Below are 21,795 nucleotides of genomic sequence, written 5' to 3' on the forward strand. Positions count from 1 at the left end.
CCGGGCCACTGCCCACAGATCAGCACAGGCGAGTGTGCGGCACGCACGATCGACCGCGTCCTGGCTGGGCGTGACCGCGACCAGCCCGCGCATCGTCCAGGCGCTCAAGGCCGCCGTCGCCGTCGCCATCGCGTGGACGATCGCGCCGCTGCTGCCCGGGGTCGCGGATGACTATCCGTATTACGCCCCGCTGGGCGCGCTGGTGAGCATGTACCCGACTCTGATGAGTTCGGTACGGAACGCCCTGCAGACCCTCGGCGGCCTCACCGTCGGCATCGTGCTCGCCGGACTGGTCATCATCCTGAGCGAGCCGAACGTGTTCACCATCTCGCTCGCGGTAGGCGTCGGCGCCGTGATCGCGGCCACCGGGTGGTTCGGGGCGAACCGGGAGTACATCCCGGTCACCGCCCTGTTCGTGCTGATCGTCGGCGGGCCGAATGCGGACGGTTATTCGATCGGGTACCTGGTGCAGATGACGCTGGGGATCCTGGTCGGCCTCGCCGTGAATCTGGTCTTCTTCCCGCCGTTGGCGCTGGAAGCCGTCGGCCATCAGCTGACCCGGTTTCGCTGCACCCTGGCCGACCACCTCTCGGAGGTGGCCGAGGCCCTGGCCGACAGCTGGCCGCCCGAACAGGACGGCTGGGCCTCCCGCAGCCAGGACCTCGTGGCGGTCGGCCGCGCCGTGCGCGCTGCCGTCAGCCACGCCGACGACAGCCGCAAGGGAAACCCGCGCGCCCGCACGAACCAGCGCAACCTCCGTTCGGATTACGACGATCTGGCGGCCCTCGAGAATGTGACGTTCCACGTGCGCGACCTGACCGAGGTGCTGGCCGGGGCAGTCTGGGGGCTGCCGATCCAGCTCGAGTTGCGCCCGGAGATGCGGCCCGCGCTCAGCCGCACGCTGCTGACGCTGGCCGCGCTGCTGAAGGACTGGGACCCGGACGATGGTGAGCAGACCGCTTTCGCCGAAGCGGATGCCGCCCTGAAGGACCTGATGGCCGAATTGGACGAGCGCCGAGGCTCGGCGCCGGCCACGTCACTCGGCGTTGCCTCGACGGTTGCAATGGACGTCACCCGCATTCTCGCGGCCCTCCGGCCGCGGATTCTGCCGGAGACCGAGGAGGCCGACGCCGCTTCGGCTGCGGCGGCGCACTGACCCAGGCGAGACCCCTCCCCCGGAGGATTCGGTGCGGCGCGCGACAGGAATTAGGCTCGAAGCCCTACCCCGCAGCTCGGAGCACACGTGAACACCGGCCCAGGCCATCCTCGATTCGGCTCTCGTCGCATCCGCTTGGTGACTGTTGCCGGCGCAGTCGGCATCGCCGTCGCCGCGACGGCCCTCCTCGGCGGCTTCCGCCCGCAACTGTATTCCGTGACGCCCGACGAACCCGGCGACCAGCGCAGCGAGCTGGTCACGACCCAGATCGTCGGCATCCGCACGTTCGAGCGGCCGGAGGGAATCACGGTCGACGAAGATGTCGAATACGGCACCCAGGCGGACGGCGCCGTCCTCACCCTCGACGTGTGTTCGCCGCCGATCGCGACGGCTCCGACCGATCTCGCCGATCCGGCTGATCCGGCGCCGACGGGAACGGCCTCAGCGACGGAAACGGCGGCAGCGCTGCGCCCGGCCGTCATCTCCATCCACGGCGGCAGCTGGGCCCGGGGCGACAAGGGCAACAGGGACTGGCGAATGGTCTGCACCTGGCTTGCCTCCGAGGGTTTCGTCGCCTACTCGGTGAACTACCGGCTGGTTCCGGATGCCGTGTTCCCCGCCGCCCTCGACGACGTCGCCCTCGCCGTCGAGTGGGCCCGCGCTGCCGCCAACGCCCAGACCTATGGCATCGACCCCGACCGGATCGGCGTCTTCGGCGGTTCCGCCGGCGGCAACCTCGCCGCGCTGCTCGGCACCCGCGGCTCGGGGTCACTGACCGACGGCGCCCGGGTGGCCGCGGTCGCCGAACTCTCCGCGCCCCTCGACCTCAGCCACCAGGCCCTGGTCAGGGGCCGGGCACCGGCCGGCTTGCAGAACATCGTGCTCGACTACCTCGGCTGCGACACGCTGCGGAACTGCGCGAAAGCCGCGGCAGCCTCGCCGGCGAACACCCTCGACAGCAGCGATCCGCCGGTCTTCCTCGGCACGTCGACCGAGGAGTACATTCCGCTGGCGCAGGCCACCGGGTACGCGGCGGCGCTCGAGCGCACGGGCATCGACCACGAGCTGGTCACGGTGCCGGGCACCCTGCACTCGATCGGCATCCTCGACGCCGCCATGCGCGAGAAGGTGTCCGCCTTCCTGCACGGCGCGCTCGGCGAGTAGCCGCCGGCAGCCCGGGCTCTCGGTTCCGCCTCGCGGCGCAGGTTACGGAAGCGGGCGCACGTTCTAACCCGCGCCCGCTTCCACAGGGTGCGCCGCGAGCGCCGTCGACCTGCGCGGTCCCCCGTTGGTGCTGCCGGCGAGTGCGCTTGGGATGTCGCTGACGGGCACCGCCGCGGAGGTTCGGGGCAGCTAGCGTGCGGCGTCGAGCCAGCGGCGCACGACGTCGCTGATCTGGTCCTGCTTCTCCAGAAGGTCAGCCAGGTCGGCGACGCTGACGCTGGCCCGGATGTTCGAGTGCCAGGTCAGAAGCCCGAACGGATCACCGTCGAAGGTGTGCGCAGCCCTCCTGTCCTCGGCGATCCGGGTGCCCCAGTGCAGGATCAGGCGCACGCCCTTTCCGTGCGCGTTCACGGTCACCCGGTCGACTCCGTTCAACACGTAGCTCGGCGAATTCCATTTGATGTGCTCCGAGAGCTCGCCGTTGGTCCCGAGCACGATCTGCCGCAGCACCTCGATTTCCGCGCGGCGATCGGGCGGTTGGGCGACGAGGAACTCCGCGACCGTGCGATAGGTGACAGCCATGGCAGAACCCTAGCGCGCCCCCCCCCTGCCGCGGCGGCCCTGCCTCGCGGCGCAGGTTACGGAAGCGGGCGCACATTCTAACCCGCGCCCGCTTCCCGCCGCGAGCGCGCTGCAGCGCCGGGCTACGTGCCCCGGATGCGTCGGGAGAGTTCGGCGGCGGTGCCGCCGAGCTGGGCGGCGAGCGCCGGCCACTCCGCCTCGGGGATGCGCTCCCGCGGAAAGGTGACGGCCACGCCCGCGGCCGGCCAGCCCGCGTGGTCGCGCACGGCCACGGCGACGGATGCCATCCCCTCGGTGATCTCGCCGTCTTCCAGGGCGTACCCGTCCCGGCGCACCTGCTCGAGCAGACGCCGCAGCTCGGTGCCGGTGCGGGGTCCCCGGCCGTCACGTGCGGCGAAGGCTGCGGCATTGGGGTAGAGCGCCCGCAGCTGGGAGGCCGGCAGCGCGGCGAGCAGGGCGCGCCCGCTCGCGGTGAGGTGGCTCGGGAGGCGCACGCCGACATCCGTCACCAGGGACGGACGCCGGGGCGCACGCTCCTCGACGAGGTAGATCACGTCGCGCCCGTGCAACACCACGAGGTGGGCACTCTCGCCGAGCCGGTCGACGAGCGCGGCGACCAGTGGACGGCCGAGCTGCGACAACGGCTGCTGCCGGGAGAAGCCCGAGCTCAGCTCGAAGGCGGCCACGCCCAGCCCGTAGCGCCGCTCCTCCGGCAAGTGCACCACGAAGCCCTGGTCGGCGAGCACGGCGAGAAGGTCGTAGACGGTCGAGCGGGCCAGGCCGAGGGCCGTGGCGATCTGGGACGCCGGTACCGGGCCGCGTTGCGTGGCCAGATGCGAGAGGATGCGCAGCGTTCCGTGCGCCGCCGGAACCTTCGACCGGGTCATCCGCTCGCCTCGCTCCCCTGGTGGTCAATGCGGGCCCACGTCGGCCCGTAACTGTCCGGTATCCCGGACAGCACCCAGCCTAAACCCGTCGTGCGCACCACCCGGCTGGTGTCGAATCAAAGGTATGAACATCGTCAGAGCATCCGTCACCGTGGGCACCGGCCCACTCGAGTTCGCCGACGTCATCGCGGTGGCCCGGCATGACGCCCCCGTCATTCTGGCCAGGGACGCCCTCGACGGCGTCGCCGCAACCCGCCGCATCATCGACGGGCTCGCGCAGGACGTGCACCCGCACTACGGCATCTCGACCGGCTTCGGCGCGCTCGCGACGACGTTCATCGAAAGCGACCGCCGCGCCCAACTGCAGGCGAGCCTGGTGCGCTCGCACGCCGCCGGCAGCGGCCCCGAGGTCGAGCGCGAGGTGGTGCGCGCGCTGATGCTGCTGCGCCTCTCAACCCTGATGACCGGGCGCACCGGCGTGCGGCCCGTCGTCGCCGAGACCTACGCGGCTCTGCTCAACGCCGGCATCACCCCCGTCGTGCACGAATACGGCTCGCTCGGCTGCTCGGGCGACCTCGCGCCGCTGGCACACTGCGCGCTCGCGGTGATGGGTGAGGGTCGGGTGCGGGATGCGTCCGGCACCCTGCTGGGCGGCGGCGAAGCCCTGGCAGCGGCCGGCATCGAGCCCGTCGTGCTCGCCGAGAAGGAGGGACTCGCCCTGATCAACGGCACCGACGGCATGCTCGGCATGCTCGTGCTCGCCCTCGCCGACCTGTCCAGCCTGCTCACGACCGCCGACGTCGCCGCCGCCATGAGCGTCGAGGCCCTCCTCGGCACGGATGCCGCCTTCGCCGCCGACCTGCAGGCTCTTCGTCCCCAGCTCGGCCAGGCCCGGAGCGCGGCCAATCTGCGCGCACTGCTGGCCGGCTCTCCCCTGCTCGCCAGCCATGCCGGCCCCGACGACCCCACCGTGCAGGACGCCTACTCACTGCGCTGCGCCCCGCAGGTGCACGGCGCGGCCCGCGACACGATGGACCACGCCGCCCTGATCGCCGGTCGGGAACTGGCCAGCGCGGTGGACAACCCCGTGGTCACGCTCGACGGCCGGGTGCGCTCCAACGGCAACTTCCACGGTTCCCCGTTGGGCTACGTGCTCGACTTCCTCGCCATCAGTGCTGCGGATGTCGCCGGCATGAGCGAGCGGCGCACCGACCGGCACCTCGACGCCACCCGCAACAAGGGGCTTCCGCCGTTCCTGGCCCACGAGGTCGGCGTCGATTCGGGGCTGATGATCGCCCAGTACACCGCCGCCGGGATCGTGTCGGAGCTCAAGCGGCTGGCGGTGCCGGCATCCGTCGACTCGATCCCGTCGTCGGCCATGCAGGAGGACCACGTGTCCATGGGCTGGGCGGCCGCCCGAAAGCTGCGGCGTTCGATCGACGGGCTCGGCCGGGTGCTCGCGATCGAGGTGATGACGGCCGCACGCTCGCTCGACCTGCGCATGCCGCTGGTTCCCGGCCCGGCCACCGATGCGGTGCGGAACCTCGTGCGCACGGTTGCCGCCGGCCCCGGCCACGACCGGTTCCTCTCCCCCGAGATCGAGGCGATCGTGGATCTCGTGGCAACGGGTGCCGTGCGGGATGCGGCGGCGGGTGTCACGGGGCCTCTCGCCTGAGCTGCCGCGCGGGCATCCGCCCACGGCCCTCGGCCCGGGCAGGCGGCCGCGGCACGCAATCACGATACCGGCTACCCCCCGAATGAGGCTGGACGGCAGTCGCGGTCGCGAGCATACTGAAAGCCTGATCACCTGCACAGGCGGGGCACCCGAGCACCTGTCGACGCAGATGTCAGCTTTGGAACTCATCGGAGAACCATGATCCGCGTCCTCATCGTCGACGACCACACCACCTTCACCGAACTCCTGCTCGGCGCCCTCGACCGGGAACCGGACCTGTGCACGGTCGGCACGACCCGTAGCGCGCGGAGCGCAATCGAGCTGACCGAAAGCCTGTCTCCCGACCTTGTCGTGATGGACTTCCACCTGCCTGACGGCAGCGGCCTTTCCGCCGCGGCACGCATCCTGGCCCGGACACCGTCCACCCGAATCGTGATGCTGACCGGTGACCCGACCCCCGAAACGATCGAGCAGGCCGCCGCCATCGGAGTCTGCGCTTTCCTCCCCAAGGACGGGTCTCTCGCCGGCCTGCTGGACACTCTCCGGCACGCCCGCAACGGCACCTTCCTGGTGCACCCCTCCCTCGTGGCACAGCTCAGCGCCCGGCGTCGGCTGCACGAAAATGCCCTGGCCGCCGCGTCGCTGACCCGGCGTGAACTGGACGTGCTCCAGTTGATGGCCGCGGGCAGTGACGTGAAGGCCAATGCGCTCGCACTCGGCATCTCCGAGAACACCTGCCGCGGCTACGTGAAGACCATCCTCGCGAAGCTGGAGGCTCATACCCAGCTCGAGGCGGTCGTCACCGCGTCGCGACTCGGGCTTGTGATGGTTCGGGACCGTGCGTAGCCGGGCACGGATGCCGAGGCCGGCCGCCCGTGCCTGGGATTTCCGCCACCCCGACGGCGCCACTGCGGCGGAGAAGTCCGAGGTACGTTCCGCCGTCTCCCGCTTTCTGATGATCGGCCTGCTCGTTCTGATCTCCGTGTCCGTCCCGGTTGCGCTCTGGATTCGGGCGCAGGCGGAGAACCATACCCTCGACGACGCCACCGTGATCACCCATCACCTGGCCGACTACACCGTGGGACCGCTGATCACGGACGAGGTCATCGCCGGAGACCCGGCGGCGCTGAAATTAATCGACAGCCGGGTGGCCCCCTGGCTGGCCGACAAATCGATCGTGCGCATCAAGGTGTGGAATCCGCAGGGCCGCGTGCTCTACTCCGACGTCCCGTCCCTGATCGGGCGCACCTTTGACATTCCTCGCTGGAGCGGCCCCCTGTTGGCCGGCGGGGCCGAGCGTGCCTCCCTCGAACTCCAGGATGGCCTGGACAATGACCACGAGGCTGATTCGGGCGAGCTGGTGGAGATCTATGTGCGGGCTGTGGACGCCGCCGGTCGCCCGCTGATGTTCGAGGCCTACTTCGATGACCAGACGGTGCACGACGAGCAGGCCAGCCTGCTCCTCAGCATGACCCCGGCCTTCCTGCTGGCCCTCATGGTGCTGCAACTGGCGCAACTGCCGCCCGCGATCCGACTCGCCCGCAGAATCCAGGTGGACCAGGCGTCCAGGCGGCAGCTGCTCCAGCACGCGATCCGGGCCTCGGATCTGGAACGCCGGCGCATCGCGCGCGACCTGCACGACGAGGTCATCCAGGACCTGGCGGGGCTCTCCTATGCACTGGAAGCGGAGGACAAGCTCGAATCCGGCGCACGACGTTCTCTGATCATTCGAGCCCGCGTGATCCTGCAACGCAATGTGAGCACCCTGCGAGCTATGACCGGAGAACTCTACCCACCCGGCCTGGAGCAACTCGGCCTGATCGAAGGGTTACGGCGCCTTGCCGACCCACTGACGGAGCGCGGAATCGAGGTGCGGCTCCACCTTCCGGATCGCCTGGACCTCGACCGAGATCGATCGGCCATCCTGTACCGGGTCGCCCGGGAAGCGCTCACCAACGCGATGACGCATGCCGGGGCACAGAGCCTTGAACTCTCTGTGGAGCAGGATGCCGACCGCATCGAGCTGTCCATCCGAGACGATGGCTGCGGTTTCGATCCGGAGGCCGACCCCCCGGACGGGCATGTCGGTCTGCGGATCATCCGGGACACCATCCTCGTGACCGGCGGCACCCTGGAGATCGCGTCGCGGGTCGGTCACGGAACCCGCATTGTCGCTGCAGTCGATCGCGCCTAACCTCCGGTGTGGCCATGGGGCGTCAGCGGCGGTGCGGAACCGGGTGGCGGCTCCGACTCCATCTGCACACCGTCCCCCTCGGTCGATCGCGGTGACACGGAGACGTCGCCCGGCTCGGACCGCGCCGGACCCGCGATCCCCGCCCGGATCGACTGGATCAGGTCGTCGCTGAGCAGCGGACCGGTGTAGTCGATCCGCAGTTCCTCGGTTCCCGTGGTGCTGGAATAGGTGCCGAGCGCGTCCGCGAGGATCCCTTCCCGGTCGATCGCCTCTCTAAGCGTCCGCGGATCAGCCGTGCGCACCGCGAATCGGAGGTCATGGACCAGCACTGGACCGATCTGGAATTGGACGGCATCCGGAAACGCTCCGCCGAACGACGGGGTCAGGTCGATCAGGCGTCCGGCATCGTCGACGGTGCCGCCCTCGGGAAGCGCGACGACCAACTGCGGCCCCAGCTCTTCCAGCACGTCGGCGTCGAGCACCGTGGGTGAGATATCCGCCAGGGACAGCCCAAGGCGGTGCGCCGCCTGATCCAGCTGCCCGCGGAGCGACACCAGATCTGCGCTCTCCCGGGGGCGGATGGCGACCACGACCCGTCGACGCACCATCAAGCCGTCGAAGGTCACCGCGGGGCGTCCGTTTCCGAGGTCCGCTCCCGGCTCGCCGGCCAGCACCGCGGTGCCGGCCGGCGGCTCCGATTTGAGGCCAGGTTGGGCAACGGTCGAGCAGCCGGTCAACCCGATGACCAGCAGCACGACCGCGACCGGCCTCAAAACCGCAGACATGTCAATATCCCGCCGGATAGCCAGGCCGGTAGGCCGGCGGGAAGGAGCCGAGAGGGGTGGTGTCCGGCACGGGCGGGTCCGTGGTGACGGGATCGTTGACCCGCCAGTCGCCGACCGCGAACTGCACCATCATGTCGTGGTCCTCGTGGACCAGATTGTGGCAGTGAATCATGTAGCGGCCGCCCGCGCCGGGGCCGGTGTCGAATTGCGTCAGAATTGTCGCTGATTCGTTCTCTCCGAGGTAGACGACGTCCTTGGGTCCGTTCTCCCACGCGAACGGTTTCCCACGATTCGTGTTGCGGCCGATGATTTTCGCGTCGACCAGGTGCACATGAAGCGGATGGAACCAACCACCCGACGCATTGATCAGCGTCCACTCCTCGATGTCGTAGGGCTGCGGGTTGCCGAACAACCTGGAGTAGCCGGACTTTTCGACATCGGCCCAGGTCACGCCATTGATCGACCATTCACCTCCGGTTCGATCCACCGTGAGGCTCCGCTTGGCCTTGGCCATTGCCGGCTGAAGGCTCATGGTCGCCACTCCACCGCGAGCCGGGTTCAAGGCGCCACCGTCGTCCAGCGTGCTGGGGATACGGTTCAGCGACGCAGGGCCGGAATCCGCCACGACCTCGAATCGCATGATCTTGTTGGTGTTGGCGAAGTCGATGTTGTTCTTGTTGCTCAGGTTGCGGAGTTCGATCAGCTGTCCCGCGCGGTACTTGCGGAAGTCGATCAGCACCTCATACCGTTCGGCCGTGCCCTGCCGCCAGGACTGGACAGCCTGGACGACGGGCACCATGCCCGCATCCGTTCCGACGATGTACACCGGGTCGCGGGTTGACAGGGTGGGGCGATAGGAGCGGGCTATAGACGCGACCAGCATCCGGAACCGGTAGATCCGTGGCTTGACCTTCATCGTCGGCCAGGGCACCCCGTTGACCAGGATGACATCGCCCCACAGACCCTTACGGCCGTTGTCGTTGTAGCCGAGCGACCCGTCGGCCTTGAACAGGGCATCCGACACCATCAGCGGCACGTCGTATTCCCCCTGCGGGAGTTGGGCCTGCTCGAAGCGATCGGCCAGCGGATAGAAGCCGGCGAGGCCCGCATACACGTTCTGGGCCGTGACGTGCTGGTTGTGGTCGTGGTACCAGAGCGTGCGGGCGGTCTGCCAGTTGGGATAGTGATAGTTCTTGACGTTGCCGGGCGCGGTGAAGTCGCTGGCGTAGCCGTCGTACTGCGGCAGCGAGGCGGAACCGTGCAGGTGCGTGACCGTGCGGAAGGCGCCCGGATGCAGCAGGCCGGCCTGCGGGAGGCCGTTGCGAATGCGCACCTCGGTGCGCGTTCCCTGACGCGCACGGATGGTCGGGCCGGGAAAGATCCCGTTGTAACCGGCGATCGTCGTCAACAGGCCGGGTACCAGCTGGGCCTGACCGAGTTTCTGGGTGAGAGCGAAGCGTTCGTAGGGCCGTGCCGGGTCCCCATCATCGAAGCCGGTTTCATAGGGCACCAGCTCCGGCGGCCGGCGAAAGACGCCCGCGTAGGGAACGGGCATGTTCTGCGCAGCCAGCAGGCTCGTGGTCTGAAGCGGCACAGCCGGGTCCGGTGTGTCGTCGCCACCTTTCGTGCCGACGATTCCGAGAGCGCCGAGGGCTCCCAGTTGAAGAACTTCCCTGCGTGTGGTCATGATCTCTCCCTGCGGCTACGCGAGTTGGGTGAGAGGGGGACAACCGGCCGGCGACCAGTGGATGCGCCGCCGGCCGGTTGAGGGGGTGGTGCCTAGCGGGTCGTGAACACCCAGGTGCGGGTGGCGAGCGGGTTGCCGGCCAGGTCCCGCACAGCGCCCGTGCCACCGGTGATGGTGACGCGGTACCGGGTGTTGGCCAGCAGCGTGGCGTTCGGGTTGATCGTCAGGCGTCGGTTCGCGTTCGTCAGCGTGATCGTGCCTGCGACCACGGATCCGTTCGAGACCCGGGTGATCCGCACCGTCGTCGCGGTGACGCCGGTGATGGCTTCACTGAAGCCCACAACCACGTTCCGGTCGCGCGCGATCCCGGTGGCTCCCGGTGCGGGATTCATCGAGGTGATGGTCGGTGCCGGGCCGGTGATGAAGGTCCAGGAGCTGGCCGTCATCGTATTGCCCGCCGTGTCGGTCACGCCCGAGAGGGTGGCCGTATAGGTCGTGTCGGCCGCCAGCGTCGCGTTCGGGTTCAGAGTCGCCACCCGGGTCGCCGCGTTGTAGGTCACCACGGCGGGGATCACCGTGGCGCCGAGCCGCAGCACGAACCTCGTGCCGTTGACTCCCGTGACCGGTTCACTGAATGTTGCACTCAGATTCGCGGTCTGGCTAACCGCACGGGCGCCGGAGGCCGGCGTCCGAGCCGTCACGGTGGGTGCGACGAACTCCGTTCGCGGAGTCACCGCCACGGATCGAGCCGAGAAGGCGCTCGTTCCCGCCGCGTTGACCGCCGCCACGTCGAACGTGTACGCCGTTCCGTTGGTGAGACCGGTCACCACGACCGTTCCGACGTTTCCGGTGACCGCCTGGGTGCGAACCAGTGTGGTTCCGGAGAACACCCGCACCGAGTATCCGGTGATCGCCGATCCGCCGTTGGCGGCAGGGGCGGTCCAGTTGACGGTCGCCGAGGCGACGCCGGCTGTCGGGGTTCCTATGGTGGGTGCTCCGGCTACGGCCGGCGGCACGAGCGGTGTCACCGCGTTGGACGGAGCCGAGAATGCGCTCGTGCCCAATTCGTTGGTCGCCGCCACCTGGAAGGTGTAGCTGGAGCCGTTGGTCAGACCGGTCACGATCAGGCTGGTCTGACCGGCCACGACCACCCGGTCGACACCGACCGGGGCCCCGGCCGCGTCGAGCACCCGCACCAGGAAGCCGGTGGGAACGCCGACAGCGGATGCGGTCCAGTTCACTGTGGCCTGCGCGTTGCCGGCGACCGCGGGGCCGATGGTGGGAACACCGGGGACCACACTGTCGGAGAACAGCAGTCGTTCCACGTTGCGCAGGGTGTCGGTGCCGTTCTGGCCAGCCCCGTTGTGCACCACGGTCGTGACGGCTCCGGGAGAGCCGAGGGCTCCTCCGACGGTCGTCACGGTGTAGTTCGCGGCCACATCGGAGAACACGGCCGAGTCGATCTGGCCGGCGGTCTCGGCCGCGGTCGGGGAGACGATCTCGCGCATCACGACCAGATTGCCGGGGTCGATGACGCCGGATGCGACATCCGCTGCCAGGGTGCGCGTGTTGCCGGCCTGGTAGGGACGTTCCATCAGCTCGGTGCTGCCGATCTCGGTGCCGGCGCCGTCTCGAACACTGATCCGCACCCGCAGGTACCGGTCACCGTCGATGACGTCGTCGCCGCCGCGACCCTCAAGAGTGTCGCCGCCGAGACCGCCGAGGAGGATGTTGCCATCGCCCCAGACGGGGCCCTCGAGCGGGCAGGCACCCATCGCGGATGCCGCTTCCACGGGTCCGAGCGGTGTGCTCGGCACTGGGAGGATGGCTCCCAGACCGCTGATGCGGTCGATGCCGGCCTGGTCGAGCACGTCGCAGCCGCTGAAGCCGGCACCACCGACGGTGCTGGGCACTGCGTCGTCACCGCGGATGACGTCGTTGAACCGGGAGCCGGAGTTGGCCTCCGTCTCCTGCCACCGGTCGCGGTTGACCACGACCGGGAGCGGGACGCCCACCAGGTTGTTGTTGATCATCATGTCGTCGTCGGCCGCCACCGTGTCGTACTGGTGGATGACCCAGTCGAACCCGGCGGCCGCAGCGTACCGGTCGATGGTCGCGTTCGACGACATGATGTCGTCGCCGCCCTCACCGTCGTAATCGTTCGCGCCGGACTGGCCGACGAAAACGTCGTTGCCGGGCTTGGTCTGGGCCGGGTCGTCGAAGAACGGCGCCCCGTGGTCACCGATCAGCAGGTCGATGCCCGATCCGCCCTGGATCCAGTCGTCGCCGCCGTCGCCGAACACGACGTCGTTACCGTCACCCGCATGAGCGAAGTCGTCGCCCTCGCCGGCGAAGGTCTCGTTGTCGTTGCCGCCACCGAGGGTGAAGTCCTTGCCGTCACCGGGCATCAGGATATCGAGGCCGATACCGGCGTTGATGTAGTCGTTGCCCGGACCGCCCTTCGGCACGTCGTCACCGGCGGAGTCGGTGATCCGGTCGTTGCCCTCGCCGCCGAGAACGACGTCATCGCCGCCCTGGCCGTCGATCACGTCGTCGCCCTCGTTGCCGAGGACGGTGTCGTTGTCGTTGCCGCCGGCGACCCGGTCGACTCCAGCGGTGCCGTTGTAGACGCCCTGGCCGTTGATGCCGGACGGGTCCTCAGAGTTGATGGCCCGGTACTGGATCGTGCCGTCCGGCTTGCGCAGGAGCAGCGCGCCCTCGTTGCATTCTGAGGCCGGGTCATCGGTCACGGCCGGCCCGGAGGCGAGATATCCCGCTTCGGTCCCGGCCAGATTTCCCAGCTGGAACTTGCAGTCGGCCGTTGCGAACGCATCCGCTTTCAAGGTGTGCGCGTCGGTGTTGCGCATGATCATCTCGGCGAACGAGTTGCCCTCGAGTGCGGCCCGCAGGTTCATGCCGGGGGTGCGCACCAGGTAGTAGAAACGGTCACCGTTCTGCAGGTCGGTCATCTGGTTCTCGAACACGTAGTTGAACGTGCTGCCGAGGAGGCCGCCGAAGAGGTTCGTCTTCTCGGCGAGTCCACCGACCCAGAGATCGACTTTGTTCAGGCCGGTCTCCTGGCCGGCCCAGGGCCCCGCACTGTTCATGAAGTCCAGCGCGTCGGCGGTGGGTGAGATGCCCGGGCCTGGGTCGACGATCGCCGTGGCTGCCGCCCGTTTGCCGGCCAGCGTCGATTCGGCGGTGACGGTCGGGTAGGTGCCGTAGGCCGCCACGAAGTTGGTCAGCGATTCCGGGTGCTTGAGGTTCTGCCCGAAGTCGGCCCAGCTGGTATACGGGGCCAGCTGGCCGTCGCTCGTGACCTCGTTGATCTGGCGCCGCACCTCGTTCAGCGGGGGGACGCCCTCCGACCGGGCACGGGTCATGTTGATCGCCGCGAGGTCCAGGGGCAGACCGAGCAGGTTGCTGCGGAGGGTGTCGGTCACGAACTCATCGAGTTCGTTGCCGACCTGGTCGCTCATGCCCATGATCACACTGCCGGCCGCCTGTTCGGAGGTGAGGGAGCCTGCGCTGCCGCCGTCGGTGTAGGACGGCGGATTCAGGAAGCCCTCCAGCAGGGAGATGGAGTTGTCGGTTCCGTCCGAGTTGGTGCGGGAAATCGTCTCGGTCAGCATCGAGTGACCGAAGCGGTAGACCGCGTGGGCGAACTCCGCCGTGACGGCCGGGTTGACGTCGGTGTTGTACGAGAGGAAGGGTTGGATGGCCGGCTGAATCTTGCGTCCGAATTCCTCGAACACCAGGTGCTGGTACTCCATCTCGGTCACGAACCGAGCAGCCTGGAACAGTCGTTCACCGTTCCAGCCGTTCGCGCCCGCGGCCAGCTTCCATTCGGCCAGCGCCGCAACACCCTTGGTGGACGTGTCGTTGGTGAGGGTGGTCTTGAACTCCTCGGCCAGGCGGTCGTGCTCGGAGTGGAAAACCTGGTGAATGGCGGTGAGCCCGATGTTCTCGTTCACGCGTCCATCACCGGCCGCGAAGTGCGCATCCAGCATCTCGTTGTCGTAGGTGCCGGCCGGCTGGCTGGCGAAGTCGGCCGAGGCCGTGGAGTCCCCGTCGGGCACGAGGCCCGCCTTGGGCTCAGCGTTGTGCGCGATGTCGGTCAGGAACGGGGTGTTGAAGTGCAGCGCGTTGGCGGGCACAGGCACCGGGGCCGCGAGGTTGCCCTCGACCAGACCTGTCTCGGTCGCATACTGCGGGAGTCCGCTGACCGGGCCGGGAATGAACTTGCCGTAGGGGTCGACCGCCATCAGGGGGATGTTGGTGACGTCCTGGTCCGCAAGGTCCAGTCCGAGGAGATTCCGGGCCTGCGCCTTGACCGTGGCCCACGTGGCCATGCCGCCCGCGGTGGGACCGGCCGGCCCGCCGAGGAGCTTCCCGGTGGACACCGGCAAGCCGTCGACGTTGTTGGTGTATTCCCGCAGGAATACCTGGTGGGAGGCGTGGGACGTGTAGGTCTGAGATTGGTCGACGAAGGGCGAGTCGGTGTTGTCCGCGTCGCGCACATCGTCGCCGGTGCCCAGGACGCCGTCAGCGCCGGGCTGGTTCTGGCCGCGGGTCAGGACCATGAAGGCCTGGTTGGCCGGCACCTCGTCGCCGTTTCCGGCGATGCCGTCCGGACCCTTGGTCCGCAGCGGGTCATCCTCGTTGAGTGGCACGAAGACCGTTCCACCGCCCTTGACGGTCTGGTCGACACCGTGGTCGAAGAACTGGCCGAAGAGGGTGAACAGGGAGTTGTACGGCGGCGAGAGGCCGACGTCGGTGGTGACGTTGGGGATGAACAGGGTGTCCCCGGACGGCACGCACCCCGCCGGGACGCCGTCGACGGCAGGGTCGGCCAGCGGCTGGGGGTCGGTGGTGCACGGCACGATCCCGAGGTTGCCCTGGGTGCGCACGGGCGTGCCGGCCGCGGCGACCGCCGCCGGGTTGGTCGAGGTCTGGTCAACGATCAGGTTGCTGATCGAACGCGGCTGGCTGTCGAAGACATTTCCGGACGTCGATTGGTAGGACGACGCTGCCGGGGGCCCGAAGAGGGGCGGGTTGGCCTCCGCCGCGCTGAAGACCGGGGTGGTCAGCCGGGTGAACACCTCGTCCGCGGCACCGTAGGTCTCCCGCCCGGGGAGCAGGTTGTTGCAGGAACCGTCCACGGTGCGGAGCCCGTAGGACGTCAGGGCATCCGGAACCTGGTTGGCCCCCGTGCCGACGAGAGCACCGCAGGGACCGGTGGCCGACGTGGTGTTGGCGACGTGGGCCTCGGAAATCTTGATCTGCTTGAGAATGTAGGCCAGGTCGGCCGCGGTGACCGTGAATCCCTGGCCGACCGGGGCCGCGGCGGCGGTCATCGCCGTCGTGGACAGTCCGAGGGTGGCGAACAGCGCCATTGCTGTTCCTGCCGCCAGCGCCCGGACGGATCGGGAGAAGGTGCGGGCTGCGGATGCGGCGGGAACCTGGCCCGACGCTCGTTCTCGACGCAGGAACCCAGTGGATCGATTGTTGGCGGCGCCGTTCTGGCTCTCGGGAAGTTTCATGACACACCTGCCTCTTGAAAGTGATGGGAGTTGCAGGATGTGGCGGCCACCTTGTGGATTTCTTGAGAACTCCGCGGCCGGCTCGACTGTCGCCAGACGGCGTGGGTGCGCGAATCCGACACCCCCTAATTTTGGGGAATGGCGGTCCCCCCAACTGCGGCTTACCGCCCCCCGTCGGTGTGATGACGATGAAGGTCAATCCATCAGCTGGAGGCCGTCATGGAACAAACCCACGGCTCACCCGGGCCATCAGACGAACCGCTCCCCATGCAACTGCTCGCCACCACACCCCTCACGATTCGCCTGCTCGGCACCCTCCGCGTGGACCGAAACGGCACCGTCCTCGGCGCCCACGACCTGGGCGGCCCCAAGCCCCGTCAGGTCCTGGAGATCCTCCTCCTCCGACTCGGGCGCCCCGTCTCCAAGGAGCGCCTGATCGCAATCATCTGGGAGGGACATCCGCCGGCTGAAGCCCTGCCGACCCTGGAGAGCTACGTCTGCGTGTTGCGCCGGCACCTTCAACCCGGAAGCGGCAGAACCGGTCCGTTGCAAACCGTGAACGGCGGCTACGTGATCGAGCGGTCATTCGTCGAACTCGACCTGGACCGGTTCGACACCCTGTATCGGCACGCGCAGCAGTCCGCTGCCGCGGAAAGACTGCCGATGCTGCGCCAGGCACTGGCGCTGGCGACCGCCCCGCTGCTCGGGGACGAGCTGCTCCCGCTCTGGGCCGCCGAGGAGCGCGCCCTGCATTCCGCCCGCGTGACAGCAGCCCGGATCATGGCCGCCGAATCGGCTGCCGAGCTCAACCTGGCTGAGGAGGCTGTGGGCTGGGCGCAGCTGGCGCTGGGCGACGACCCACTCAACGAGCACGCCTGGACAGCCCTGATTCTGGGGCTGGAACAGGCCGGCCGGCCCGCCGAGGGGCTGCAGGCCTACGAGAGCTTCCGCCTGGCCCTCGATCGAGAGCTCGGTTGCGCACCAGGTGACGTTCTGCGCGCCGCGCAGGTCAGGCTCCTTCAGGCCACGGCCGACGGCGAGTTCTCCACTGTGCTCGCGGCCCTGCTGATGCTGCACGATCAGCATCGTCGTGCCACGCCATTCGGAGCCTCGTACCCGCACGCGGACCGGCTGGTGCAAGCGTCTCTCCGGGAAGCAGAACACGTTCTCGACGCCTTCCTGCGCCGTGTCCGGATCGAAGCCTGACATGCTTTCCGCCATCCCGAGCGGGCGACGCTGCCACCGCTTGTCGACCCTCGGAGCCCATGTCATGATGTCACCCGCCGACGCCGTCGACCTGTTCGTCCACCCCTTGAAAACGGATCGTTCTGGCTCATGAACTTCACCCTGAGAGCTCATCGACCCACCCGTCGACTGATTGCGCCTGCCGGTCGTCGTCCGACGCTCGCCCTGGCGTCGATCCTGATCGTCGCCCTTGCACTCGTCGGAGTGCCGCAACCGGCCCTGGCCGACGATACGTCGTCGGTCCCGGGGGTCGAGGTCGTGACGGATACGAATCCCCCAGAGGGTCCGGCAACGCCGACCGGCCCCGAAATCGGCCCAGCCCCGTCGGCCGCGCCCACCCCGGCGCCACCTGAACTTGCCCCCTCTCCGGAGCCGACACAGCTTCCAGCCCCCACTCCGGCTCCCACTCTGGAGCCGACGCCCACGCCGGTTCCGACTTTGGAGCCCACGCCGGTTCCGACGCTGGAGCCCACGCCGGTTCCGACGCTGGAGCCCACGCCGACGCCCACTCCCACTCCGGCTCCGACTCTTACTCCGACGCCGACCCCGGACGCCACGCCGACACCCGGCCCCTCGACTCCCCCGGCACCGCCCACGACCGCTCCCCCGCCGGCGCCGGCAGTCCCTCCCGCGACGAAAGGGCCGGCGCCGACCGCCGAGCCGCCCGTCGCGCAGCGGGACACCTCAGCCGAGGCGCCCGCCGCGCAGGCTGCCGCCGCACGGGCTGCCGCCGCGAAGGCCGCTGCCACTGCTGACCGCCTTCGTGCGGCTGAACAAACCGCCGCCGACCAGGCCCGAGCCCAACACGCTGCCGCCTACAGCGCCGCGCTGACTCTGCAAAGTCGTGCCCAGGACACCTACGACGCCGCGAAACTCATCTACGCCACGACCAGAGCCGACTACGACGCCACGGTGGTGCAGGCAGACCTCGTGCGCGGCCTCGGCGCGGCCGCGGCGGCCAGGGCCGAGGCATCGCGCCGGGCACTGGCCACACTTGTGCGCGCAACCCTGCAGCAGTCGGCCCCCGACGCCATGGACGTGTTGCTCGCCGGCGACCGCACGGGCAACGACCTGCTCGCCGGACTGGCCACAATCGACACTCTTGACCGGCTCACGAACAGCCTCGACGAGGTGAAGGCCCGCGTCGACGCCGATACCAGGCGCGAGAAGACCCTGCAGGACCAGGATGCCGCACTGCGGTCGACGATCGAGGCCATCCCGCTCGCCGACACCCGCCTCGCCATGGAAGAGGCTCAGCAGCAACTGGATGCGGCCATCGCCGAGGTGGCCGATCTCGCCGCGAGCACACCGGTCGCCCTCTCCCTCACGCCGCTGCCGGAACCGGAACCGGAACCGACGGTCGTTGCCGGCAGCGACGACGACGGCGACCTGCCCCGCGGTCAGCCCGGCAACCAGGGCTGGGCCGCACCCGCTCACGGCTCCCTGTCGGATGGCTTCGGCCCCCGACCCGATCGCCCGCTGCCGGGAGTGAACGAGTTCCACGGTGGCACCGACATCGCAGCGGAGTGTGGGGCGGCCGTCTACGCGGCGAGCGCCGGGGTCGTGGCCGCCGCCGAACGGCTGGGCACCTACGGCAACTGGATCCTGATCGACCACGGCAACGGAGCCGCCACCGGCTATGCACACCTGGCCGAGGGCCAGACCGTCGTCAGCGTGGGCGAGAGCGTCATCGCCGGGCAGGTCATCGCAAGCGTCGGCAGCACCGGCGCCTCCACCGGCTGTCACCTGCACTTCGAGGTGCGGGTGAACGGCGCCGCCGTCGACCCGCAGCCGTTCCTGCTGCAGCGCGGCGTACGGTTCGAGTGAGCCATCCGGTGACGGATGCCGCGGCATCCGTCACCCACACCCAAGGCGGCTAGGACACCGTGATGACCAGCGCCACCGAATCGTCCGTCGAGCGGCGCAGGCGCTGAACCGCACGGAAGGCCCGATACTTCAGGCCGTACTTCGCCAGCAGCGCCGCGTCCAGGGCGGCGAGCGTGTCGGCGTCGCTGTGCACCAGCGCCTGGGCGGCGACCGTCACGGCTCCCGCCCGGACGGCGCCCCGCGCATGGCAAGGGGTCAGCTCGATCCGGGCGGTATGCCGGAGCCGCTTGACCTTGCCGCTCGCGCCACCCGTCGAGACGAGCAGCCGGTCGGAACCCGGCACGATCCAGACCGGGGTCTTCACCGGGTCGCCGGTCTTGCGGAACGTGGTCAGGAGAACGTACTCCTCGGCCCCGAGGGCCAGCAGCGCAGATGTCATCCCTGATTATCCCGCGCGCACCCCGGCACCGGCCGTGAACCGACAGCTTTGAGGGGTGCGACGGCACGCGCACCCCCCAAACTCGTCGGTTGACCGACGAAGAGCGATGCGCAGGGATTTTCCTGCTGATTCTTGCCATTAGATGGCAAGTGCGTTTTACTAGGTGACACCAGAACGAACACCGGGAGCGCAGCCATGGCCGAGTCATCCACCCGCACCGTGGAGCGTGCCCTCGACCTGCTCGCCGTGATCTGCGACGCCGACGGCCTCACGCTCTCGGAGAGCTCCCGCGCGGTCGACCTTGCCCCGAGTACCGCGCTGCGCCTGCTGCGCACCCTCGAGACCCGCGGCTTCGTGCAGAAGGCCGACGACGGCGCCTATCGGCCGGGCAGCCGCATCATCCAACTCGGCGCGCAGTCGCTCAGCAGCGAGTCGCTGGTCACCCTCGCACGCCCGGCGATGGAAAGGCTGGTGGCCGAGACCGGCGAATCCGTCTACCTCAGCATCGAGGGCCACGGCGCCACCGGGCTGTACATCGCCATCGTCGAGGGCACCCACTCGGTGCGGCACGCGAGCTGGGTCGGCCGCACCGTGCCGTTGGAGCGCTCGGCGGCCGGGCAGGTTCTCACCGGCCACACCCCCGACGCCGGCTACCTGGTCGTCGAGCGCGGCGTCGAAACGGATGTCACGGCCCTGGCCGCGCCGATCCGCTCGGAAGCGAGAACGGTCGCCGCCCTGAGCCTGGTCATCCCGAGCTACCGGGTGGAGCCCGCGGACATCCGTCGCTACGGCCCGCTGCTCGCGGAAGCCGCCGCGCAGGTGTCCGCCGGCCTCGGCCGCGCCGGTCCTGCCCTCCCCACGAAGTGATCGACCCCGAACGCCCGCATCCGAATCGCTCGAACCCGCAAGGAGACAAAGATGTCCGAATCCCGCCCCGTGCGTGCCGCCCGCGGCAGCACGTTGACCGCGAAGAGCTGGCAGACCGAGGGGCCGCTGCGGATGCTGATGAACAACCTCGACCCGGAGGTGGCCGAGCACCCGGAGAACCTCGTGGTCTACGGCGGAACGGGCAAGGCCGCCCGCAACTGGGAGGCCTACGACGCGATCGTGCGCACGCTCACCACGCTGGAGAAGGACGAGACGCTGCTGGTGCAGTCCGGCAAGCCGGTCGGCGTGTTCCGCACCCACGAGTGGGCGCCGCGCGTGCTGATCGCCAACTCCAACCTGGTCGGCGACTGGGCCACCTGGCCGGAGTTCCGGCGGCTCGAGGCCCTGGGCCTCACGATGTACGGCCAGATGACGGCGGGCTCGTGGATCTACATCGGTACCCAGGGCATCCTGCAGGGCACGTATGAGACCTTCGCCGCCGTGGCGGCCAAACGGTTCGGCGGCACCCTGGCCGGCACCCTCACCCTGACCGGCGGGGCCGGCGGCATGGGCGGCGCGCAGCCGCTGGCCGTGACGATGAACGACGGCGCCGTGTTGATCGTCGACGTCGACGAGTCCCGGCTGCGGCGCCGGGTCGAGCACGGCTACCTGGACGAGCTGGCGCCCGACCTCGACGCCGCCGTCGCCCGGGTGATCCAGGCGAAGACCGAGAGGCGTGCCCTCTCGGTGGGCGTGGTCGGCAACGCGGCGACCGTGTTCACCGAGCTGTTGGAGCGCCGGGTGCCGATCGACATCGTCACCGACCAGACCAGCGCGCACGACCCGCTGGCCTACCTGCCGGAGGGGGTCACCGTGGCGGAGTGGCATGCCCTCGCCGACGCGGACCCGGCGGAGTTCACCGAGCGGGCCCGGGCATCCATGGCCCGGCAGGTCACGGCGATGGTGGGATTCCAGGATGCCGGCGCGGAGGTCTTCGACTACGGTAACTCGATCCGGGCGGAGGCGGAGCTCGGCGGCTGCACCCGGGCGTTCGACTTCCCCGGGTTCGTGCCCGCGTACATCCGCCCCCTGTTCGCCGAGGGCAAGGGGCCGTTCCGCTGGGTGGCGCTCTCGGGTGACCCGGCGGACATCGCGGCCACCGACACGGCCATCGTGGAGCTGTTCCCCGGCGACGAGCACCTGCGCCGCTGGATCACGAAGGCGCAGGACACGGTGCACTTCGAGGGTCTGCCGGCCCGGATCTGCTGGCTCGGCTACCAGGAACGGCACCGGGCCGGCCTGAAATTCAACGAGATGGTGGCGTCGGGCGAGCTCAGCGCCCCGATCGTGATCGGCCGCGACCACCTCGACTCCGGCTCGGTCGCGTCGCCCTACCGGGAGACCGAGGGGATGAAGGACGGGTCGGATGCGATCGCCGACTGGCCGTTGCTGAACGCACTGCTGAACACCGCGTCGGGCGCCACCTGGGTGTCGATCCACCACGGCGGCGGTGTCGGGATTGGCCGCAGCATCCACGCCGGCCAGGTGATCGTGGCCGACGGCACCCCCCTCGCGGCCGAGAAGATCGCGCGGGTGCTCACCAACGACCCCGGCACCGGCGTGATGCGACACGTCGACGCCGGGTATGAGCGGGCCGAGGAGGTGGCCCGCGAACGCGGCCTGCGCGTGCCCATGTGGGAGTTTGAATGAGCGGGAGTCGTGGCATGTCGGGCCTGCCGCTCCA

At 69.3% G+C, this 21,795-nt stretch carries 15 protein-coding genes; 9 read left to right on the forward strand and 6 right to left on the reverse strand.

The genetic code is table 11. From position 1 onward, the window contains the following. Window positions 1-34: 34 nt before the first annotated feature. Both AC0J5J_RS09020 and AC0J5J_RS09025 read left to right on the forward strand, forming a co-directional pair. Window positions 35-1,156, forward strand: a complete 1,122-nt coding sequence (locus tag AC0J5J_RS09020) for an FUSC family protein (protein ID WP_474897613.1) — start codon at window positions 35-37, stop codon at window positions 1,154-1,156. A 138-nt stretch (window positions 1,157-1,294) separates the two neighbouring features. Then, complete coding sequence (locus AC0J5J_RS09025) at window positions 1,295-2,320, forward strand: alpha/beta hydrolase (protein WP_474897614.1); 1,026 nt, start codon at window positions 1,295-1,297, stop codon at window positions 2,318-2,320. Window positions 2,321-2,509: 189 nt separating this feature from the next. Here AC0J5J_RS09025 and AC0J5J_RS09030 read toward each other — a convergent pair whose 3' ends face one another. Then, entirely contained in the window at window positions 2,510-2,902 is a 393-nt protein-coding gene (locus tag AC0J5J_RS09030; protein WP_134424569.1) for a DUF1801 domain-containing protein, read from the reverse strand. 122 nt (window positions 2,903-3,024) lie between these two features. Then, window positions 3,025-3,789, reverse strand: coding sequence for an IclR family transcriptional regulator (locus AC0J5J_RS09035; protein WP_474897616.1), 765 nt, complete (start codon window positions 3,787-3,789; stop codon window positions 3,025-3,027). A 124-nt stretch (window positions 3,790-3,913) separates the two neighbouring features. On the opposite strand from AC0J5J_RS09035, the gene hutH reads away from it, so the two are divergent. The 3 genes from hutH (at window position 3,914) to AC0J5J_RS09050 (ending at window position 7,658) form a co-directional block, all read left to right on the forward strand. Continuing rightward, the gene (gene hutH, locus AC0J5J_RS09040) at window positions 3,914-5,464 is read left to right on the forward strand and encodes a histidine ammonia-lyase (protein ID WP_474897618.1); all 1,551 of its coding nucleotides are present in this window, start codon (window positions 3,914-3,916) and stop codon (window positions 5,462-5,464) included. 198 nt (window positions 5,465-5,662) lie between these two features. Further along, complete coding sequence (locus AC0J5J_RS09045; protein WP_134424566.1) at window positions 5,663-6,310, forward strand: response regulator; 648 nt, start codon at window positions 5,663-5,665, stop codon at window positions 6,308-6,310. Further along, on the forward strand, window positions 6,303-7,658 hold the full coding sequence (locus tag AC0J5J_RS09050; protein ID WP_474897620.1) for a sensor histidine kinase: 1,356 nt from the start codon (window positions 6,303-6,305) through the stop codon (window positions 7,656-7,658). The genes AC0J5J_RS09045 and AC0J5J_RS09050 overlap by 8 nt, the downstream gene beginning before the upstream one ends. On the opposite strand, the gene AC0J5J_RS09055 is transcribed toward AC0J5J_RS09050, so the two are convergent. From AC0J5J_RS09055 to AC0J5J_RS09065, 3 genes are all read right to left on the reverse strand, one after another. Then, the gene (locus AC0J5J_RS09055; protein WP_474897621.1) at window positions 7,655-8,443 is read right to left on the reverse strand and encodes a hypothetical protein; all 789 of its coding nucleotides are present in this window, start codon (window positions 8,441-8,443) and stop codon (window positions 7,655-7,657) included. The two genes, AC0J5J_RS09050 and AC0J5J_RS09055, sit on opposite strands and share 4 nt — an antisense overlap. A gap of 1 nt (window position 8,444) precedes the next feature. Continuing rightward, complete coding sequence (locus tag AC0J5J_RS09060) at window positions 8,445-10,130, reverse strand: multicopper oxidase family protein (RefSeq protein ID WP_474897623.1); 1,686 nt, start codon at window positions 10,128-10,130, stop codon at window positions 8,445-8,447. 92 nt (window positions 10,131-10,222) lie between these two features. Then, the gene (locus AC0J5J_RS09065) at window positions 10,223-15,673 is read right to left on the reverse strand and encodes a peroxidase family protein (protein WP_474897624.1); all 5,451 of its coding nucleotides are present in this window, start codon (window positions 15,671-15,673) and stop codon (window positions 10,223-10,225) included. Window positions 15,674-15,892: 219 nt separating this feature from the next. Between AC0J5J_RS09065 and AC0J5J_RS09070 the strand changes: the two genes are divergently transcribed. Both AC0J5J_RS09070 and AC0J5J_RS09075 read left to right on the forward strand, forming a co-directional pair. After that, window positions 15,893-16,879 (forward strand): AfsR/SARP family transcriptional regulator, encoded by a 987-nt coding sequence (locus AC0J5J_RS09070; RefSeq protein ID WP_474897626.1) that lies wholly within the window; start codon window positions 15,893-15,895, stop codon window positions 16,877-16,879. Between the two features lie 129 nt (window positions 16,880-17,008). After that, window positions 17,009-18,745 carry a peptidoglycan DD-metalloendopeptidase family protein gene (locus AC0J5J_RS09075; RefSeq protein ID WP_474897628.1) on the forward strand — a complete coding sequence of 579 codons (1,737 nt, stop codon included), beginning with the start codon at window positions 17,009-17,011 and terminating at the stop codon, window positions 18,743-18,745. Between the two features lie 49 nt (window positions 18,746-18,794). On the opposite strand, the gene AC0J5J_RS09080 is transcribed toward AC0J5J_RS09075, so the two are convergent. Continuing rightward, complete coding sequence (locus tag AC0J5J_RS09080) at window positions 18,795-19,184, reverse strand: PPOX class F420-dependent oxidoreductase (protein WP_474897629.1); 390 nt, start codon at window positions 19,182-19,184, stop codon at window positions 18,795-18,797. A gap of 195 nt (window positions 19,185-19,379) precedes the next feature. Here AC0J5J_RS09080 and AC0J5J_RS09085 point away from each other — a divergent pair, with 195 nt between their 5' ends. Together AC0J5J_RS09085 and hutU are read left to right on the forward strand one after the other, a co-directional pair. Further along, the gene (locus AC0J5J_RS09085; RefSeq protein ID WP_474897630.1) at window positions 19,380-20,051 is read left to right on the forward strand and encodes an IclR family transcriptional regulator; all 672 of its coding nucleotides are present in this window, start codon (window positions 19,380-19,382) and stop codon (window positions 20,049-20,051) included. Between the two features lie 51 nt (window positions 20,052-20,102). Next, entirely contained in the window at window positions 20,103-21,761 is a 1,659-nt protein-coding gene (hutU, locus tag AC0J5J_RS09090) for a urocanate hydratase (RefSeq protein ID WP_474897631.1), read from the forward strand. Window positions 21,762-21,795 lie beyond the last annotated feature (34 nt).

The organism is Cryobacterium sp. TS_SC_7, assembly GCF_056156285.1.

Bases quoted from the DNA above. Each gene is read 5' to 3' on its own strand.
- AC0J5J_RS09070 (WP_474897626.1), top strand. From the start codon at position 15,893: ATGGAACAAACCCACGGCTCACCCGGGCCATCAGACGAACCGCTCCCC.
- AC0J5J_RS09055 (WP_474897621.1), bottom strand. From the start codon at position 8,443: ATGTCTGCGGTTTTGAGGCCGGTCGCGGTCGTGCTGCTGGTCATCGGG.
- AC0J5J_RS09060 (WP_474897623.1), bottom strand. From the start codon at position 10,130: ATGACCACACGCAGGGAAGTTCTTCAACTGGGAGCCCTCGGCGCTCTC.
- AC0J5J_RS09085 (WP_474897630.1), top strand. From the start codon at position 19,380: ATGGCCGAGTCATCCACCCGCACCGTGGAGCGTGCCCTCGACCTGCTC.
- hutU (WP_474897631.1), top strand. From the start codon at position 20,103: ATGTCCGAATCCCGCCCCGTGCGTGCCGCCCGCGGCAGCACGTTGACC.
- AC0J5J_RS09030 (WP_134424569.1), bottom strand. From the start codon at position 2,902: ATGGCTGTCACCTATCGCACGGTCGCGGAGTTCCTCGTCGCCCAACCG.
- AC0J5J_RS09065 (WP_474897624.1), bottom strand. From the start codon at position 15,673: ATGAAACTTCCCGAGAGCCAGAACGGCGCCGCCAACAATCGATCCACT.
- AC0J5J_RS09080 (WP_474897629.1), bottom strand. From the start codon at position 19,184: ATGACATCTGCGCTGCTGGCCCTCGGGGCCGAGGAGTACGTTCTCCTG.
- AC0J5J_RS09075 (WP_474897628.1), top strand. From the start codon at position 17,009: ATGAACTTCACCCTGAGAGCTCATCGACCCACCCGTCGACTGATTGCG.
- hutH (WP_474897618.1), top strand. From the start codon at position 3,914: ATGAACATCGTCAGAGCATCCGTCACCGTGGGCACCGGCCCACTCGAG.
- AC0J5J_RS09035 (WP_474897616.1), bottom strand. From the start codon at position 3,789: ATGACCCGGTCGAAGGTTCCGGCGGCGCACGGAACGCTGCGCATCCTC.
- AC0J5J_RS09045 (WP_134424566.1), top strand. From the start codon at position 5,663: ATGATCCGCGTCCTCATCGTCGACGACCACACCACCTTCACCGAACTC.